Below are 17,802 nucleotides of genomic sequence, written 5' to 3'. Positions count from 1 at the left end.
TGCGTCGGGAATACGACGCTACTGTCAGAAAGCGTAAACCATGACACTTAAGAAACAGTTCACCATAAACGGCTGCGGCCGTTGAGTTTTTGTTAACTCCCTCCGCTCACCCCGCAAACACGCCCTTCGGATCGCTGAACAGATTGAATTGCGACTGATCGGGATTAGCCGCGGCGGGCGCCTCCGCGTTGGCCTGCGAACCGGCACCCCACAACTGGCGCACCGTCAAAGACAAAGGCTCGGCGCGATCGCCGGCCTGAAACAGCGAATGGAATGTTGGCCCCATCTGCCGTGTCGTCATGGACGCGCCGCTGCCCTGCGGGAAGCTCGACAGGTACGCCATGTTGTCCATGGCAGGCGACGAGCCGCCCGCCGAGGCAACCGCGAAACGCGCCATCGGAGAATTCGCCGCGCGGGCAAAGCGTGTATTGATGTCCGAATAGACTTCCGACACGCTGCGCGCGCTGCCGTCGCGATTGTAGAAGATCGAACGGTTGGCGGCGGCCGCATTCGGAAACATCGCGGGTGCGGACGCGCTCGGATTGCTTTGCGCGCTGGAAATCAGCTTCGTCGCGCCGCCGACGCCCATGAAGTGCGCCATGTAAAGTTCGCCGTCGGTCGGGCGCCGTCCAAGTTCGCCGGAGAGCTTGAAGCTATTGGCCTGCGTCAGCGCGCCCGCCATCGCCGCGTTGGCAGCGGGGTCGTCGCGCAGCCTGAGGATCTGGTCGCGCGTCGCCGGATCGCTGACGGAATAAGTGCCGGACGGTGATTGCGAGATCGCATTGGCGTAATTGCCGTAGCCGAACGCGGCCCCCGCCTGCTTCACGGTGGCGAGCCAGGTCTGCTCGATAAACTGGTAAAGCCCGCGCGCCGACGAGGTGGATGCCTGCGCCTTCGGGTCGAGGTTGGATTCGATCTTGGCGGTGGAAATCAGGTAATCGAAGCTCGCGCCGGTCGCATCTGCGGCCTGCTTGATGGCGCCCGCGATTTTCGCGCGCGCAGAATCAATGACTGACGACGCAGTCGTGCTGTCGATTGCCATGTGTCCCGCTCCCCGGTGACACGTCTGAATGTCGCGGGCGCTTCCCAACACCCGCCGGACCTTCCGGTCCATCTGCACCCTGGGCGATTATGGTTAATGGAGGGTTAACGGCGCGGGCAAGCGCAAGCCGAAGCGCAGCGTGACGGGGTGCTATTTGTAGACCTTGCCGGGATCGAACGCCTTATCGGCATCGACGAACACGAGCTTCGCGCCGCCATTCTCGTTCTTCACCGCGCGATAGAAACAGGAGTGCCGGCCGGTGTGGCAGGCCGCACCGGACTGCTCGACGCGAATCCACACCGCATCCTGATCGCAATCCATCCGCATCTCGACGACGCGCTGGACATGACCCGACGTCTCACCTTTGCGCCATAACTTCTTGCGCGAGCGGCTGTAGTACCAGGCGTCGCCGGTCTCGATGGTCCTGCGCAACGCCTCGTCGTTCATGTGGGCGACCATCAGCACGTCGCCCGAGCGGGCGTCGGTCGCCACGCACGTCACGAGTCCGGACGCGTCGAAGCGCGGAGCGAACGAAAGCCCCTCTTCAAGCTCTGCGTTGTGGCCTGATTGCGTCGTCACTTGCGAACAACATTCTAAGGTTCGTGAAAAACTTCAAGCGCCTGAAAATGGCGCGCTAATGCCCCGCACCATATGAAGAAAACGGTTCTGCTCATCCGGATTGTCATAGAACATTCCGGTAAAGCGCGACGTCACCGTCTTGGCGCCGTGCTTGGCGATGCCGCGCACCGACATGCAGGTATGCTCCGCCTCGAGCAGCACCGCGACGCCGCGCGGCTGCAACACCTTGTCGAGCGCCGCCGCGATCTGGGCGGTGAGATGCTCCTGCGTCTGCAGCCGATGCGCGAAGGCATCGACGAGGCGCGCAATCTTCGACAGCCCGACGACGCGGTCGACCGGCGTATAGGCGATGTGCGCCTTGCCGTAGAACGGCATGACGTGATGCTCGCAATGCGAATGGAATTCGATGTCGCGGATCAGCACGAAATCATCGTAGCCCGCGGTCTCGCCGAAGGTGCGGTTCAGCACCTCGGCCGGGCACTGGTGGTAGCCCTGAAACAGTTCGTCATAAGCCTCGACCATGCGGCGGGGCGTGTCGAGCAGGCCCTCGCGGTCGGGATTTTCACCGATATAGGCGAGCAGCGTCTTCACCGCCTGCTCGGCCGCGTCGCGCGAGGGACGCGGCTGATCCGGGTTAATCCCCGCCTGATCGATCTCGGAAGCAGGAACTTCGATTTTGTCCACCTTGCCGCGTAGCGGCTTGATGACAGCATCCATCGTGGCTCTCCGTTCGACCGGCCCTCATTGCCAAAGACGGGGCCGGAGTGTCACCGGGTCGCCAGAGGCCCTGTGGGACCGTCGGACGCCTTGCGTGAGTTTAGAAGGCTGCCGGAAGCCAAATCGTGACTTTCCGGGGCAGCCGGTCAATTCGACAGGTTTATTCCTGCGATCCAGCCATTATATAGGACAGCAGGACTGCGAGCCAAGGCTCCAGATGGCCCTTTTGGGCGGGCGCAGCCCACAGGTACTTTCATGATAAACGACATCTACAACAAGAAAATCATCGAGCTGGCCGGCAATATTCCACGGCTCGGCCGCCTTCCCCATCCCGATGCCTCGGCGACGGCCCACTCCAAGCTGTGCGGCTCGACGGTGAAGATCGACCTCAACATGAAGGACGGCGTCGTCACCGATTTCGGCCATGACGTGAAAGCCTGCGCGCTGGGTCAGGCCTCCTCCTCGATCATGGCGCGCCACATTGTCGGCTCGAGCGCCAATGAACTGCGCCAGTTGCGCGACACCGTGACCAAGATGCTGAAGGACAATGGCGCGCCGCCGGACGGCAAATGGGCCGACATCGCGGTGCTGGAGCCGGTGCGGGACTACAAGGCCCGCCATGCCTCGACGCTGCTGACATTCGACGCCGTGGTCGACGCGATCGACCAGATCGAGAATAAAGAGAAGGCGTCAGGCGCGCTCAACGCCGACACGGCTCCCGCCGAATAATCGGACTGCCGCCCGCATCATTGCGCAGGCGCGGCTCCGCCGGTCGGCGGCAGCGCTTCTGCCGTCTTGGTCGGCGCCATCGTCGCGGGCATGGTCGCCACGCGATCCTGAATCGGCTTGGTCACGACAGGCTTGCCCACCGTCGCCGTGTGCGGCGGCTCAAGCTTCGGCACGTCCGCCACCACCGGCTCGTCGGTCACGAGGTTACCCAACCGCAATTCGTCGCGCGACAATTCATGCAGCGGCTCCCACGGCGGCACGCTCAAGGCCAGCGTCAGCAGATCGCCGGTGCCCCCCATGTCGAACGTATATTTCGCAAGCCGCCCGACATCGCGTTCGACGATCATCAGATCCTGCGCGGTGTAGGTTGCGGCCTTCGCGTCATTGGCGCGGTCGCCCATCCAGATCTGGTGGACACGGACATGCGCCTCCGGCGGCACGTTGCGGGTCTTGCCCGACAGCAGCAGGAATACGCACATCGATTCACAATAGGCGTCCGGCTCGATCGCACGGACCTTGCCGTTCAACCCGTCCTTCTCAATCACCTGACCGACGGTGGTGAAAAGGCCCGCCTTGCGCCACACCCGGCCAAGCGCCAGCGCATCGAGCACCGAACCGCCGCTGGAGTTCAGCACCACGGTCGCGGACGACAGATCGTGACCGGTTGCGATCTTCTCGAACAATGCAGGCGTGTCGGTGGTGATGACGCCGACCGCCTCGATCCAGTCGCGACAATCCGGCGCGCACTGATCTTTCGGCGCCGCGTGCCAGACAAACGTCATCGGCTGGCGGCGCGGCTCGACCGTTTCCGGCTCATGGGGCGCATCTGCTGCGTGGGAGGTCTTCGCGGATGGCGACGATTGAGCAGCGCCGGAAGCATGTGCGGTTTCCTCACGCGCGGCGAGGCCGAACAGCGCAACCAAGAGGGCTGCGGCGCCAATCCGCGCCCAGCCGCTAAACGTGAGCGACCCCACTTCCATTCCCTTCCATGCCCGAGCCGGGCAACGGCCCAGAGCCGAAGCGTGACACGAATCCTGTCACACGAGCATTATGAAAATCGTAACGGTGCCGCAGCGCAGCGTCCATGAAACATTCGGCGCGTTGCATTCAAACCCGCGCGATGCTGTGAAACTGTGGCGGAAAAACCAGTATAGTTCCTGGAACCGGAACTAACCTCTAACCCAGACCAAGCTCATGCCTTTCAAATTGTCCTGCGGCTGCCGTGCCTGCGACATGGCGAAGAACGCGCCGCGCAATGCGGGACGCGGCATGATCTGGTTATATCGGTCCACGCTCTCGCCACTGATCGGATTCAACTGCCGCCATGTTCCGACCTGCTCGGCCTATGGCGATGAAGCCATCGGCCGGTTCGGATTGTGGGCGGGCGGCTGGATGACGCTGGCCCGCTTGCTACGTTGCCAGCCGTGGGGCACGTCGGGCCTCGACTTCGTGCCCAAGCAGAGACCCGCGAATGCACGCTGGTATCTGCCGTGGCGTTACGCGCGCTGGCGCGGCGTCAACGATAAGCACGAATGAATGTGCTGGCGGACGCAGCTACCGCTTTTGTTTTCACGACACTTTTTTGTGTGGGGCATTTGGCGATCGGGTCATGGAACTGACCGCAGCCATCGCTATTGTTTGGAGTTAGACAAATTCGAACCCGGCGGGGTTTGGATACATACGTCACCAGCATCGAGGGATGCATGACCGAGCATGATCCATCCAAATCGGGCAAGCCAGGCCCGGATCGCAGGACCGTCCTCCAGACCATCGGTGCCGCCGGCATCGCAACTGCCACGAACTGGCCAACCCCAAGCAAGGCTGACATGACACCGACGAAGACAACCGTCTCGCCGGGTTATGCCGTTGAGACGAAACTGACCATCAACGGCAAACCCTATTCCGCCACCATCGACCCGCGCACCACGCTGCTCGATTTCCTGCGCGAGCACGTCCACCTCACCGGCACCAAGAAGGGCTGCGATCACGGCCAGTGTGGCGCATGCACCGTGCATGTCGATGGCCGCCGCGTGAATTCCTGCCTGACCTTCGCCGCCGCTCTCACTGAGCGCGAAGTCACCACCATCGAAGGCCTCGGCGAGCCCGGCAACCTGCACCCGATGCAGGCCGCCTTCGTCGAGCACGATGGCTACCAGTGCGGCTACTGCACGTCCGGTCAGATCATGTCCGCCGTCGCGTTGATGAAAGAACCGTGCGGTCCGTCCGATGCCGACGTGCGTGAACTCATGAGCGGCAATATCTGCCGTTGCGGCGCGTACCAGAACATCGTCGCCGCGATCCAGCAGGTCCGGCAAGGTACGTAAGGAGACGGCAGATGCACATGTTCCAACTGCGCCGCGCCGACGATGTGGATGCCGCGATCAAAGCCGCCTCTACCGCGCAAACCGCGCAACAGGGAGCCGATATCCGTTTCCTCGCCGGCGGCACCACACTTATCGACCTGATGAAGCTGAATGTCGAAACACCGCAGCAGGTCATCGACATCAATCATTTGCCGCTGGACAAGATCGAACCTACCGCCGATGGCGGGTTGAAGATCGGCGCGACCGTCCGCAACGCCGACCTCGCGCATGACGAGCGCGTGGTGCGCGATTATCCGGTGCTGTCGCAGGCGCTGCTATCGGGCGCATCGGCACAATTGCGCAACATGGCGACGACGGCCGGCAACCTCCTGCAACGCACGCGATGTGTCTATTTCCGCGACGAGCACATGGCCTGCAACAAGCGCAATCCCGGATCGGGCTGCGCGGCCATCAACGGCTTCAACCGCACGCTCGCCATTCTCGGCACCAGCGACCAGTGCATCGCCAGCAACCCATCCGACATGAATGTCGCGCTGATGGCGCTCGACGCCACCATCCACATTCGCGGGCCGCAGGGCGAGCGGAACGTGCCGATCGCGGAGTTCTTCCTGCTGCCGGGCAACACGCCCGACAAGGAGACCGTGATGCAGCCCGGCGACCTCATCACCCATGTGACGTTGCCCGCGCCGCCAAAGGGATCGCGCTCGCTGTATCTGAAGCTGCGCGACCGCGTATCGTATGAGTTCGCCCTCGCCTCCGCCGCTGTTGTGATGACAGTCACGAACGGCAAGATCGAGACCGCGCAGTTCGCGATGGGCGGCGTCGGCACGCGGCCATGGCGCAACGCGGATGCGGAAAAAACACTCATCGGCAAAGCGCCGGACAAGGCGACATTCCGCGCTGCCGCCGAGGCCTTCCTGAAAGATGCGAAACCGCAGAGCCAGAACGGCTTCAAGGTCGAACTGGCGAAGCGTTGCCTCGTTCACACCCTCGACGCCGCAGCAAAGCTGGCCTAAGCCAATAGCGAGATTGCACCATGAATTATGTGGACCCCGGCAAGGTGATCGGCTCCCCGCTCAATCGCGTGGACGGACCGAAGAAAGTCACCGGCACAGCCATCTACACCTCCGACCACCATTTCGACGGCATGCTCTATGCCGTTCCGGTCCGCGCCACTGTCGCGGCGGGCATGATTAAGACCCTCGACACGACCACCGCCGAAAAGATGCCGGGCGTGCGGCTCGTGCTGCATTCCGGCAATATCGGCAAGCTCAACCGGCCAACCGCCAAAAACGGCATGATCGACGAGAGGCGCCCCCCGCTCGCCGACAATGAAGTGCGCTATTACGGCCAGTACGTTGCCGCCATCATCGCCGACACCTTCGAGCAGGCCACCGCAGCCGCCGATACCATCAAGGTCACGTATGACGCCAAACCCTTCAACGTGAAGGATGAACTGGAGCCTTCGAAATGGACCACGGACAGCCAGCGCGGAGACGTGGAGAAGGCGTTCGCGGATGCGCCGGTCAAGATCGATGAAACCTACGTCACGCCGACCGAGACCCATTCCGTCATCGAACTGCACGCCTCGGTCGTGACGTATGAGAACGGTGTGTTCACGCTGTATGAGCCAAGTCAGGCAGTCGTGAACCATCGCCAGGTCGCAGCCGCGGTGCTGGGCGAACCCACCGACAACATTCGGGTGGTCGCGCGTTTCATCGGCTCGGGCTTCGGTAGCAAATTGTGGCCGTGGGCCCACAGTTTTATTGCTGCCGCAGCGGCGAAGAAACTCAAGAAGCCAATCAAGCTTGTGCTGACCCGCAAGATGAATTTTGAGTCCGCCGGTCACCGGCCAGTGACGCAGCAGCACATCAAGCTTGCCGCGACGGCCGACGGCAAGCTCGTCTGCCTCAGTCACGACTCCATCAACCACACATCGATGTCGGACGATTACGGCGAGAACTGCGGCGAGGCGACGCCCTTCCTCTATTCCACGCCGAACCTGCGCGTCCGGTCCTCGGCCGCCAAACGCAATGTCGGCACGCCGACATCGATGCGCGGCCCCGGCGCGGTGCCAGGATTGTTCGCACTGGAGTCGGCGGTCGATGAACTCGCGATCAAGCTGAAGATCGATCCGGTTCAATTCCGCATCATGAACGAGCCGAAGGTGGACGAGAGCAGCGGCCTGCCCTTCTCGTCGCGCCACATGGTCGAATGCCTGCAGACCGGCGCGGACAAGTTCGGCTGGAGCAAGCGCACGCCCGGCATCGGCTCGATGACCAAGAACGGAAAAATCCTCGGCTGGGGCGTGGCGGGCGCTTCATGGATCGCACTGCGGATGCCGACCGAGGCCGCTGTCGAACTGAAATCGGACGGCACCGTGCGCGTCACCTGCGCGACGCAGGACATCGGCACCGGCACCTATACGGCGGCGGCGCAGATCGTCAGCGCCGAAGCCGGCGTGCCCACCGACAAGATCGAGGTCGTGCTCGGCGACACCGACCTGCCGCCCGGTCCGTTTTCCGGCGGCTCGGCGGCGACCGCATCCGTTATTCCGGCGATGCTTCAGGCCGTGCGGGAGGCGCAGCAATCCATCATCGACCTCGCGGTGAAAACGCCGAACTCGCCATCCGCCAGCCACAAGCCGCGCGACCTTACGTTCAAGGACGGCAAGGTAGTCGCCGCCAACACCACGGTTGGCGCGGCGGACGGCGGCGGATTGCCGTTCGCCCGCGTGCTGGAAATGGCCGGCAAGGCATCGGTCAAGGGGCACGGCAAGAGCGAGGGCGGATTCAACGATCCGCTGAAGAAGAAGTACTCGCTGCATTCCTTCGGCGCGCAGTTCGCCGAGGTGAGCTGGCAGCCGGAATTGGCGCGGCTGAAAGTCGAGCGTGTCGTCACCGTGATCGACGGCGGCCGCGTCATCAACATGAAGACGGCGTCCAACCAGATCGAAGGCGCCGTCGTCATGGGAGTCGGCATGGCGCTGTTCGAGCACACCTGGTACGACCCGCAGAATGGCGCTGCGATCAACAGCAACCTCGCCGATTATGTCATGGCGACACACGCCGACGCACCGCGGATCGACGTGTCGTTCGTCGAACATCCCGACACGATCTTCAACGAACTCGGCGCGCGCGGCCTTGGTGAAATCGGCCTTGCGGGCATCGCGGCGGCGATCACCAATGCCGTCCATCACGCCACCGGCGTGCGGGTCCGCAAACTGCCGGTGATGATCGAGGATTTGCTGACGGCGTAAGGCGCTCAAACGCCTTTGCCCACGGCGATTCCGCTGCTATATCCCTCTCCTACCGCTTACCTGCGCTCGTTCGCAGGAGTGAGCAACAGGAGAGATTAATGTCTGATAAAGAAGCCCCCGCGTCCGGATTCCAGTTCGGCCTCGCCAACCTCAAAGCGGTCGAAAATCCCGACATGATTGCCGTTACCTTCCCCGACGGGGCAAAACGCGAATTCCCCAAAGGCACCACCGGTTTTGAGATCGCCAAGGGCATCTCGCCCTCGCTCGCCAAGCGCACCGTGGCGATGGCGCTCGATGGTGTCGTATCCGACCTTACCGACGGAATCGAACACGATACGAAAATCGAATTCATCAACCGCGACGACCCGCGCGCGCTGGAACTGATCCGGCACGATGCCGCGCACGTGCTGGCGGAAGCCGTGCAAACGCTATGGCCGGGCACGCAGGTGACCATCGGCCCGGTGATCGACAACGGCTTCTATTACGACTTCTTCCGCAACGAGCCGTTCACGCCCGAGGACTTCGCCGCGATCGAAAAGAAGATGCGCGAGATCATCGCGCGTGACAAACCCTTCACCAAGGAAGTGTGGACGCGCGAACAGACCAAGCAGGTGTTCAGCGACAACGGCGAGATGTTCAAAGTCGAACTGCTCGATGCCATTCCAGCCGATCAGCAGATCAAGATCTACAAGCAGGGCGACTGGTTCGATCTGTGCCGCGGGCCGCACATGACCTCCGTCGGCAAGGTCGGCAACGCCTTCAAGCTGATGAAGGTCGCGGGCGCGTACTGGCGCGGCGATTCCAACAACCCGATGCTGACGCGCATCTATGGCACCGCGTTCGCGAGCCAACAGGATCTCGACGCCTACCTCAAGCAGCTTGAGGAAGCCGAGAAACGCGACCATCGCCGTCTCGGGCGCGAGATGGACCTGTTCCATTTTCAGGAGGAAGGCCCCGGCGTCGTGTTCTGGCACGCGAAGGGCTGGACGCTGTTTCAGGCGATCATCGCCTACATGCGCCGCCGCCTCGCTGCCGACTACGACGAGGTCAACGCGCCGCAGATGCTCGACAAGTCGCTGTGGGAGACTTCCGGCCACTGGGAATGGTATCGCGAGAACATGTTCGCGGCGCAGTCCGCCGGCGATGAAGCAGAAGACAAGCGCTGGTTCGCGATCAAGCCGATGAACTGCCCCGGCCATGTGCTGATCTTCAAGCACGGCCTGAAGAGCTATCGCGAACTGCCGATCCGCCTGGCCGAATTCGGCGTCGTACACCGCTACGAGCCCTCGGGCGCGATGCACGGGCTGATGCGCGTGCGTGGCTTCACGCAGGACGATGCACACATCTTCTGCACCGAGGACCAGCTCGCGGACGAGTGCCTCAAGATCAACGACCTGATCCTGTCGACCTACGCCGATTTCGGCTTCGAGGGTGAACTCACGGTCAAGCTCTCGACGCGCCCCGACAAGCGTGTCGGCACCGATGCCGCGTGGGACCACGCCGAAAGCGTGATGACCAAGGTGCTGGCGCAGATCGAGGCCAAATCTGGCAACCGCATCAAGACCTCGATCAATCCGGGCGAAGGCGCGTTCTACGGCCCGAAATTCGAATACGTGCTGCGCGACGCCATCGGCCGCGAATGGCAGTGCGGCACCACGCAGGTGGACTTCAACCTGCCGGAGCGGTTCGGCGCGTTCTACATCGACGAGCATTCCAACAAGGTCGCACCCGTGATGGTGCATCGCGCGATCTGCGGCTCGCTGGAACGCTTCACCGGCATCCTGATCGAGCATTTCGCCGGTCACTTCCCGCTCTGGCTCGCGCCGGTGCAGGCCGTCATCACCACCATCACTTCGGATGGTGACGATTATGCCCGCGAGGTGTTCGAGGCTTGCCGCGCGGCTGGCCTGCGGGTCGAGATCGATCTGCGCAACGAGAAGATCAACTACAAGGTCCGCGAGCATTCGCTGGCGAAGATCCCGGCGCTGCTGGTCGTCGGCAAGAAGGAGGCTGAGACGCGCGCCGTCTCGATCCGCCGCCTCGGCCGCGAAGGCCAGACCGTGTTGCCGCTCGACGAGGCATTGCAGGCGCTGACCGCCGAGGCCACGCCGCCGGATGTGAAGCGCGCGAAGGGGCTTGCTTAAAGTCTATCTAAACTTCATGCCGGTGCCCGCCCTTGTGCCGGGCATCGGCGTCTTCCTATCTGTTGGCCACAAGACAGACCTGAAAGACAGACATGCCAGACGCACTTGAACTTCTGAAAACCCGCCGCTCGCTGAAGCCGATGGAGATGACCGGCCCCGGCCCCTCTGCGGCCGAACTCGACACCATCCTCACCATCGGCTCCCGCGTGCCCGATCACGGCAAGCTGTCGCCATGGCGCTTCATCGTATTCGAGGGCGACGGCCGCACGCGCGCAGGCGAGATTTTCGCGAAACTGTTCGCGCAGAAGAACCCGCAGGCGACGCCCGACCAGATCGAGAAGGAGCGCACCCGGTTCTCGCAGGCCCCGCTCGTGATCGCGGTGGTTAGCAAGACCATCGAGCACTTCAAGGTGCCCGCGTGGGAGCAGGAATTATCGGCCGGCGCCAGCGCCATGAACATCGTTCACGCCGCGACCGCGCTTGGTTACGTCTGCGACTGGGTGACGGGCTGGATGGCGTTCGACCGCGACGCGATGGATGCGCTCGGCCTTGCGCCGAACGAGAAGATCGCGGGCTTCATCCACATCGGCAAGCCGACCAAAACGATCGAGGATCGCCCTCGCCCGCCGCTCGGCGAGATCGTGACGCGGTTCTAGTCCTCACGCGGCCGCAGCGGCCCCTTTTGCCTTCGTGCGTCCCTGTCCGAACCTGTCGAGCAATCCTGCGATGTCCACACCGGGCTTTGCGGCGCTGAACAGGAATCCCTGAACCTCGGTGCAGCCCATCGCACGCAGGCGCTCGAGCTGGTCCTCGGTCTCGACGCCTTCCGCCGTCGTGGAGATGTTCAGGCTCTGGCCGAGGCCAGAGATTGCCTTCACGATCGCCACGCAATCCTCCCGCTCGGCAAGGTCGCGCACGAAGGAGCGGTCGATCTTGATCTTGTCGAACGGGAAGCTGCGCAGATAACTCAGTGACGAATAACCCGTGCCGAAATCATCCATCGAGATGCGCACGCCGAGGCTGCGGAGCTGATGCAGCATCGCGAGGTTCGCCTCTGTCTCCGCAAGAAACAGCGATTCAGTGATTTCCAGCTCCAGCCGCGTCGGCGCAAGGCCGGAATGCGCAAGTGCCGCGATCACGGTCTGCACCAGATTGCGGCTTCTGAACTGAATCGGCGACAGGTTCACCGCCACCTTTATATCCGCAGGCCATTTCGCGGCCTCGGTGCAGGCTTCGCGTAGCACCCATTCGCCAAGCGTGACGATCAGGCCGATATCCTCCGCCACTGGAATGAACTCCGCCGGCGAGACCATGCCGCGCTCCGGATGACGCCAGCGAATGAGTGACTCGAACGCGACAATACGGTTGGCCGCAACATCGACCAGCGGCTGATAATGCAATTCGAACTCGCCATTGGCCAGCGCGTGGCGCAGATCGAATTCGAGCGCGCGGCGGGTCTGCGCCTGACGGTCCATTTCCTGCTCGAAGAAGCAATGCGCGCCGCCGCCTTCCGACTTGGCGCGGTAAAGCGCCATGTCCGCGTTGCGCAGCAGATCGTCTCCGGTCACGCCGTCGCCCGGCGACATCGCGATGCCGACGCTGGCGCCGATCACAAGCTCCAGCCCGTCCACGGCATAAGGCGCACTCACGTCGGCAATCAATATTGCCGAAAGATCGTTGAGATCGCGGGGCATCGGGTTGCGTTTCACGACCATCGCGAATTCGTCGCCGCCGAGGCGCGCCACCAGCGAATCCGCCGGTATCACCGCCTGCAGCCGCTCCGCCACCATCTTCAGCAGGCGGTCGCCCACCGGATGCCCGAACGAGTCGTTCACATTCTTGAACATGTCGAGATCGATGCACAGCACGCCGATGCGTTCATCGCTGCCATCGCTCCGCTCCAGCGCCTGATCGAGATGCTCGCGAAACTTCACGCGGTTCGGCAGGCCGGTGAGATTGTCATGATGCGCCATATAGGCGATGCGCGCCTCCGCCCTGCGCCGCTCGGTGATGTCCACCGCCGTCACCAGAAAGCCATCCTTCCCCTCGAACGGCACGCGACGACCGAATGTCAAAACCTCGATCTCGGAGCCATCGGCCTTCATATGTCGCCAGTTGTGGGTCGACTGATAGATGTCGCCGACCTCGTCCAGCACGCTTGCATGGGCCTGCCGTTCGTCCTCCGGCCAGATGTCGAGAAGATTCATCCCCAGGAAGGTGGCGCGGTCATATCCATAGTGCCGGATGGCCGCATCGTTGACGTTGAGGAAATTCTTGGTTTGCGCGTCGAATACCCACATCGGCATCGGATTGGCGTCGAACAGCAGGCGGAACGATCTTTCGCGGCGCTTCAGATCCGTAATGTCTGTCAGGATGACCGACAGCATGTCGCCGACCGGCGCGACATTCAGTTTCAAGGTGAAACCATCCCCCTCGACTTCGATCTGCACATTCGCCGCGGCACCCGTCGCTTCCGCGAGTTGCGCCAGCACGTTGGTGAATGACAACAGATGCGTTCCCGCGCTCAGCCGCAACCAACGCAATTCGTCGGAAGGCAGCCGCAACAGCCGCGCCGCGCCTTGATTGAGATGCACGATCTGAAAATCGACCGGATGTCCTTCGGCGTCGCGAATGGCCGCAAGCGACAGCACACCGTCATCGGTGGCGCAGAACACCGCATCCAGCAGGTCGAAATCGAGACCGCGCGTATGAACATAGATGCTGGTGAGCACGTCGCCCCAGCGGGACGCCATCGGCAGCGCGAGAACGTCATAGGCCTGCACCTTGCCGTGACGCACGCAATGGGCGGTGGCGAGATAAGGCTTCTGATTATGCTGCGCCGAGGCGCAAGCCTCCGCCAGCGTCAGCGCGCAGTCCGGCGGCAGCATGGCCAGCGGCGTGTGCTGAACTTCGCTTTCAAGCCATGCATCGACCTCGCGCCCGGCGCGCAGAATTTCGATATCGCCGCCCTGCCCCCTGAGCAGCGCCATGTTATCGGCGATGCGGCCCAAGCCGCCCAGCGTCACATCTTCAAAAGGCGGCAGCAGGCGCCCCGGCTTCAATGCGGCGCGCCATTTTCGCTCCAGCACCGACAGATCGCTGAACAAATCGGACCCGGAAATATTTTCGTTCGAAATACCGATGGTACTCACAACGTATCCTCGCGCACTAACGCAGCTTCTTCACGCGCGCGCATCCAATGCCGTGCCAATTAAAGCGGCGTAAATCCCTCGCATTCGCACGCGACGGCAACAGGAAAACTTGTTTGATGGTTAGTCCGAATTAGAAACTATGACAGTTTGTCATAATCAGCGCGTCAGCACTTCGACTTCGCCGTCGACGCCGTTCTTCACTTCGAAGTCGCGCTCGAACACCTTGCCGTCATTCTTGGCGATGGCTTTGTATTCGCCCTCGGCCAGCATCACGCGTGGAAACGCGCCGATCGATTCCTTGATGACGTCGCCTGCTGGCGTTAGCACCGACCATGCGGTGTTCGCCAGCGCCTCGCCGCCCTTCTCGCCGACGAGCTTGAGCGTGATGACGGCGGCCCGATGCGTGACGACGACATCGGTGAGCTTCGCGGCCTGCACGCGAATGTCGGAACGGACGATCGAATTGGCGTCCCCATAGGTCGAGACGAGATAATAGATTCCGGCAGGCAGCATCAGCACATCGCCCGCCGCGACGTTCTGCGCGATCGGAGAGCGGTCGCCGGTACCGATCTCGAACTGGCTGCCCTTGTAGATCGAGAAGACGATCTGGCCTTGCGGGATTTTCGACGTGCCGACACGGCCTTCGATCCGCAAGCCGCCTGCCGCAAGATCGAACGTCTCGCGCGTGGTCTCTTCCTGTCTGATCGTCACCGGCCGCACGTCGCTGACGAGACCAAGACTGACGTGAATCACATAGCCGCCCGGCGGCAGCGGAATCACCGGTGCCGCGGCGCGCTCCTCGCGGATGAGATGCATCGCGCCATTCGGGCCGAGCTTGTCGGAATAGATACGCCAGATCAGCCCGCCATTGATCGCGGGCATGTCCTTGCCAAAACGTGCAGACAAAGTGAGCGTGCCTTGCGGCGTGGCCTGAACCGCCGGGGCCGGCGGCAACAGCGGCGGCTGGGTGAGCTGGGCCGGCAAATCGGCAGGAGACAAACCGGACGGCGGCGCGAGGCTGATGGCAGGCGCCGACGGCTCCGCCTGCGGAATGCTGCCGGGGGGAACCGGCGCCGGCTGATCGCCGGGAAACTGCGCATGAGCGGATTCGACGAGCATCAGGCCGGACAGGACGACAGCCACACAGGCGCACGCAAGGCGCGCCATGCGCCTTGAGACAAGACTGCCATGCCGGAATGTCATCATGCGTAGCTTTTTCCCTGAAAAGGCGGCGAATTCAAGCCTCCAGACCCGCCCAAGGGGCGGCGGAAATGGCTCTGGGACAGAACATATCTGGATAAAAGGTCCCGCTTCAGTCACATTCCGGCAATAACCACCGCATGTTCTCCATCCGGCCTGTCCGGGGCGGGAAAACCGCACCGGAGGGCACCATCCATCATCGGGAGGCCCCGGGTTGCTCGAAGTCTTCAAAGGGATCGGCCAGGCCATCGGGTCCAACGATAAGGACGCGGCCCCTGCTCCGCGCCGGCCCAAAATCGGTCTCGCGCTCGGCGGCGGCGCGGCGCGCGGCTTCGCCCATATCGGAATCCTGCGCACCCTGATCGCCAACGGCATCGTCCCCGACATCATTGTCGGCACCTCGATCGGCGCGGTGGTCGGCGGTTCCTATGCGGCGGGCCATCTCGACACGTTCGAGGAATGGGCGCGGCATCTCGGCCCGCGCAGCGTGTTCAGCTATCTCGACATCCGTCTGAACGGCTCCGGCCTGATCGGTGGCGACAAGCTCGCAGCCCAACTCGACACCACGTTCGGCCGGATCACCATCGAGGAATTGCCGCTGAAATACGTAGCGGTCGCGACCGAGGTGAAAACCGGTCACGAGATCTGGCTCAACCACGGCAGGCTGGTCGATGCGATGCGCGCCTCCTACGCGCTGCCCGGCATTTTCGCTTCGATCCTGATTGGCGATCGCTGGCTGGTGGACGGCGCACTGGTCAATCCAGTGCCGGTGTCCGCGGCGCGCGCGATGGGCGCCGAGATCGTGATCGCCTGCAACGTCTCCACCGACATCACCGGCCACGGCACCATCGTCGCACACGGCACGCCGGAAGACGCTGTGGCGCCCGAGCCTGCTCCGGAAAAAAAGCGATTCGGATTCTTCTCCGCTGAGAAGACCATGAAGCGCGAGTTCTTCGGCGCGCCCGGCCGCCCCGGCATCTCCACCGTGATGGTGGACGCCTTCAACATCATGCAGGACCGCATCACCCGCGCACGTCTCGCGGGCGACCCCCCCGACGTACTGATCTCTCCGCGCGTCGGACGGATCGGATGGTTCGATTTCCATCGTGCCGAGGAATGCATCGCGCACGGCGAACGCGCCGCCGAACGCGCCATCGAATCGATTCAGGAAGCGATCAACATGCTCACACCGACGGCAAGCCAGCCGCCGGGCACAGCGCAACTCGCACCGTGACGTGAGACCTCAGGCCGTCTTGATATAGTCGCGCAGCGCTTCCTGCTCGCGCTCGTATTCCTTGACGCGCCACTTCACGATGTCGCCGATCGAAATCAGGCCGACGACGCGCTCGTTCTCCACCACCGGCAGATGACGGAATTTGCCGTTCGTCATCTTTTCCATGATCGAGGCGGCGGTGTCGGCGCGGCGGCAGGTCACGACCTTGCGCGTCATGACTTCGCTGACGGGCATCGCCAGCACGCTCGCGCCATGCTTGCCGAGCACACGCACAACGTCACGTTCAGACAGGATGCCTTCGATGTGATGATCCTTCATCACCAGCACCGCACCGACATGACGCTCGGTCAAGACACGGATAGCATCGGACAGCTTGGCGTCTGCCTCGATGCTTATGACTTCGAATCCCTTGGTGCCGAGAATTGCCTGAACCGTCATTGCCAGCGCCTCCCATAAAGTGATGCGATCGCATTCTGAACCGTGCGATCTCGTCCAGCCGGGAACAACTCACTCAGCGGCGATTTGGTTGCATCACCGGCGAAGTGCGGTCCGGCATTGATCGAATGATGGATCAATGCAGGGAGGGCTGCAAGGAAAAGAAAAATCGAATCAGACGTCGCGGGAGGAAAGATTTTCCTCAGGTGAAATATCGGCCGGTGACTCGCTGCCGCCGCGCGGCACGGGATCGAACAGCGAGAACAACAAAAGGCCGGCCAGGAAGCCGCCGACATGCGCCTGCCATGCGATACTTTGCCCCTGAGTACCGATCTCGATGGCGCCAAGCCCGGTAAACAGGTTCAGGACGAACCAGATTCCGAGAAAGGCGAGCACCCGTCCGTTGCGCAGCGCCCGCGACAAGGGCAACGCCGGGATGCGCGCGGCCGCATCGGCATCGGGGGTGCGACGAAATGACAGGAAGCTGCCGCGCTGGAATGCAAAACGCAGCGAGGCGGCCATGGTGCCGGACACAGCGGCGGATGCGCCGATCATCGGCGCCAGCTCATGGGCATGCGTCAGCAGGTGCGCCAATGCCCCGGCCACCGCGGTAATGGCGAGGAAGACGAAAAACCGCACCCCGCCGAAGCGCCGCGCCAGCGCACTGCCGAACGGCAGCATCCACAGCATGTTGAACCCGATATGAGTGAGGTCCGCGTGCAGCAGCGAATAAGTGAGGAAGCTCCAGATACTTGCACCGATTCCGCCCGGAATCTGCTCGGCCATCAGGGTGGTTTCGTAGCGCGCGGGCACGAAGCCAAACACCCAGATGACTTCCTGATCCAGCGACGCAGGCAGCAGCATCCGCGCGATATGAATCCCAAACAGGATCGCGAGCAGAAGCGTCATCGGACGCGGCAGCGTCAGAATGGGTTCGCGGGAGTGTTCGGGGGGTGCCAGCAATGGTCTCATCCAGGGCCGCCCGGA

At 62.8% G+C, this 17,802-nt stretch carries 16 protein-coding genes; 8 read left to right on the top strand and 8 right to left on the bottom strand.

Features of this window, described 5'->3' with window-relative positions:
• Positions 1-106: 106 nt before the first annotated feature.
• The 3 genes from AC1RNA_RS10395 to folE all read right to left on the bottom strand — a co-directional run bounded on the left by AC1RNA_RS10395 (position 107) and on the right by folE (position 2,338).
• On the bottom strand, positions 107-1,042 hold the full coding sequence (locus AC1RNA_RS10395) for a lytic transglycosylase domain-containing protein (RefSeq protein WP_492951044.1): 936 nt from the start codon (positions 1,040-1,042) through the stop codon (positions 107-109).
• A 150-nt stretch (positions 1,043-1,192) separates the two neighbouring features.
• Positions 1,193-1,621: a phosphoribosyl-AMP cyclohydrolase gene (gene hisI, locus AC1RNA_RS10390; RefSeq protein WP_492951043.1), complete on the bottom strand. Its 429-nt coding sequence runs from the start codon at positions 1,619-1,621 to the stop codon at positions 1,193-1,195.
• 33 nt (positions 1,622-1,654) lie between these two features.
• Complete coding sequence (folE, locus tag AC1RNA_RS10385; RefSeq protein ID WP_009341097.1) at positions 1,655-2,338, bottom strand: GTP cyclohydrolase I FolE; 684 nt, start codon at positions 2,336-2,338, stop codon at positions 1,655-1,657.
• Between the two features lie 255 nt (positions 2,339-2,593).
• On the opposite strand from folE, the gene AC1RNA_RS10380 reads away from it, so the two are divergent.
• Entirely contained in the window at positions 2,594-3,067 is a 474-nt protein-coding gene (locus tag AC1RNA_RS10380; protein WP_492951042.1) for an iron-sulfur cluster assembly scaffold protein, read from the top strand.
• A gap of 17 nt (positions 3,068-3,084) precedes the next feature.
• Here the strand turns inward: AC1RNA_RS10380 and AC1RNA_RS10375 are convergent, their stop codons facing one another.
• The gene (locus tag AC1RNA_RS10375) at positions 3,085-4,047 is read right to left on the bottom strand and encodes a COG3904 family protein (RefSeq protein WP_492951041.1); all 963 of its coding nucleotides are present in this window, start codon (positions 4,045-4,047) and stop codon (positions 3,085-3,087) included.
• Between the two features lie 214 nt (positions 4,048-4,261).
• On the opposite strand from AC1RNA_RS10375, the gene yidD reads away from it, so the two are divergent.
• The 6 genes from yidD (at position 4,262) to AC1RNA_RS10345 (ending at position 11,450) form a co-directional block, all read left to right on the top strand.
• Positions 4,262-4,603, top strand: a complete 342-nt coding sequence (gene yidD / locus AC1RNA_RS10370; RefSeq protein WP_492951040.1) for a membrane protein insertion efficiency factor YidD — start codon at positions 4,262-4,264, stop codon at positions 4,601-4,603.
• 167 nt (positions 4,604-4,770) lie between these two features.
• Positions 4,771-5,391, top strand: coding sequence for a (2Fe-2S)-binding protein (locus AC1RNA_RS10365; RefSeq protein WP_492951039.1), 621 nt, complete (start codon positions 4,771-4,773; stop codon positions 5,389-5,391).
• Between the two features lie 11 nt (positions 5,392-5,402).
• Positions 5,403-6,407 (top strand): FAD binding domain-containing protein, encoded by a 1,005-nt coding sequence (locus AC1RNA_RS10360; protein ID WP_492951038.1) that lies wholly within the window; start codon positions 5,403-5,405, stop codon positions 6,405-6,407.
• 20 nt (positions 6,408-6,427) lie between these two features.
• Positions 6,428-8,650 (top strand): xanthine dehydrogenase family protein molybdopterin-binding subunit, encoded by a 2,223-nt coding sequence (locus tag AC1RNA_RS10355; RefSeq protein ID WP_492951037.1) that lies wholly within the window; start codon positions 6,428-6,430, stop codon positions 8,648-8,650.
• 98 nt (positions 8,651-8,748) lie between these two features.
• The gene (gene thrS, locus AC1RNA_RS10350; RefSeq protein ID WP_492951036.1) at positions 8,749-10,794 is read left to right on the top strand and encodes a threonine--tRNA ligase; all 2,046 of its coding nucleotides are present in this window, start codon (positions 8,749-8,751) and stop codon (positions 10,792-10,794) included.
• A 92-nt stretch (positions 10,795-10,886) separates the two neighbouring features.
• Positions 10,887-11,450 carry a nitroreductase family protein gene (locus AC1RNA_RS10345; protein ID WP_048755807.1) on the top strand — a complete coding sequence of 188 codons (564 nt, stop codon included), beginning with the start codon at positions 10,887-10,889 and terminating at the stop codon, positions 11,448-11,450.
• A 3-nt stretch (positions 11,451-11,453) separates the two neighbouring features.
• On the opposite strand, the gene AC1RNA_RS10340 is transcribed toward AC1RNA_RS10345, so the two are convergent.
• Positions 11,454-13,946 (bottom strand): putative bifunctional diguanylate cyclase/phosphodiesterase, encoded by a 2,493-nt coding sequence (locus tag AC1RNA_RS10340; protein ID WP_492951035.1) that lies wholly within the window; start codon positions 13,944-13,946, stop codon positions 11,454-11,456.
• 156 nt (positions 13,947-14,102) lie between these two features.
• Complete coding sequence (locus AC1RNA_RS10335; protein ID WP_009341107.1) at positions 14,103-15,152, bottom strand: RgsD C-terminal domain-containing protein; 1,050 nt, start codon at positions 15,150-15,152, stop codon at positions 14,103-14,105.
• 208 nt (positions 15,153-15,360) lie between these two features.
• Here AC1RNA_RS10335 and AC1RNA_RS10330 point away from each other — a divergent pair, with 208 nt between their 5' ends.
• On the top strand, positions 15,361-16,380 hold the full coding sequence (locus tag AC1RNA_RS10330) for a patatin-like phospholipase family protein (RefSeq protein ID WP_009341108.1): 1,020 nt from the start codon (positions 15,361-15,363) through the stop codon (positions 16,378-16,380).
• A gap of 9 nt (positions 16,381-16,389) precedes the next feature.
• Here the strand turns inward: AC1RNA_RS10330 and AC1RNA_RS10325 are convergent, their stop codons facing one another.
• On the bottom strand, positions 16,390-16,818 hold the full coding sequence (locus AC1RNA_RS10325) for a CBS domain-containing protein (protein ID WP_009341109.1): 429 nt from the start codon (positions 16,816-16,818) through the stop codon (positions 16,390-16,392).
• A gap of 171 nt (positions 16,819-16,989) precedes the next feature.
• Entirely contained in the window at positions 16,990-17,787 is a 798-nt protein-coding gene (locus AC1RNA_RS10320) for a rhomboid family intramembrane serine protease (protein ID WP_009341110.1), read from the bottom strand.
• Positions 17,788-17,802 lie beyond the last annotated feature (15 nt).

The sequence above is a fragment of the Afipia sp. GW821-FHT14H12 genome (assembly GCF_058803465.1).
This window is presented reverse-complemented; position numbering and strand designations above follow the sequence as displayed.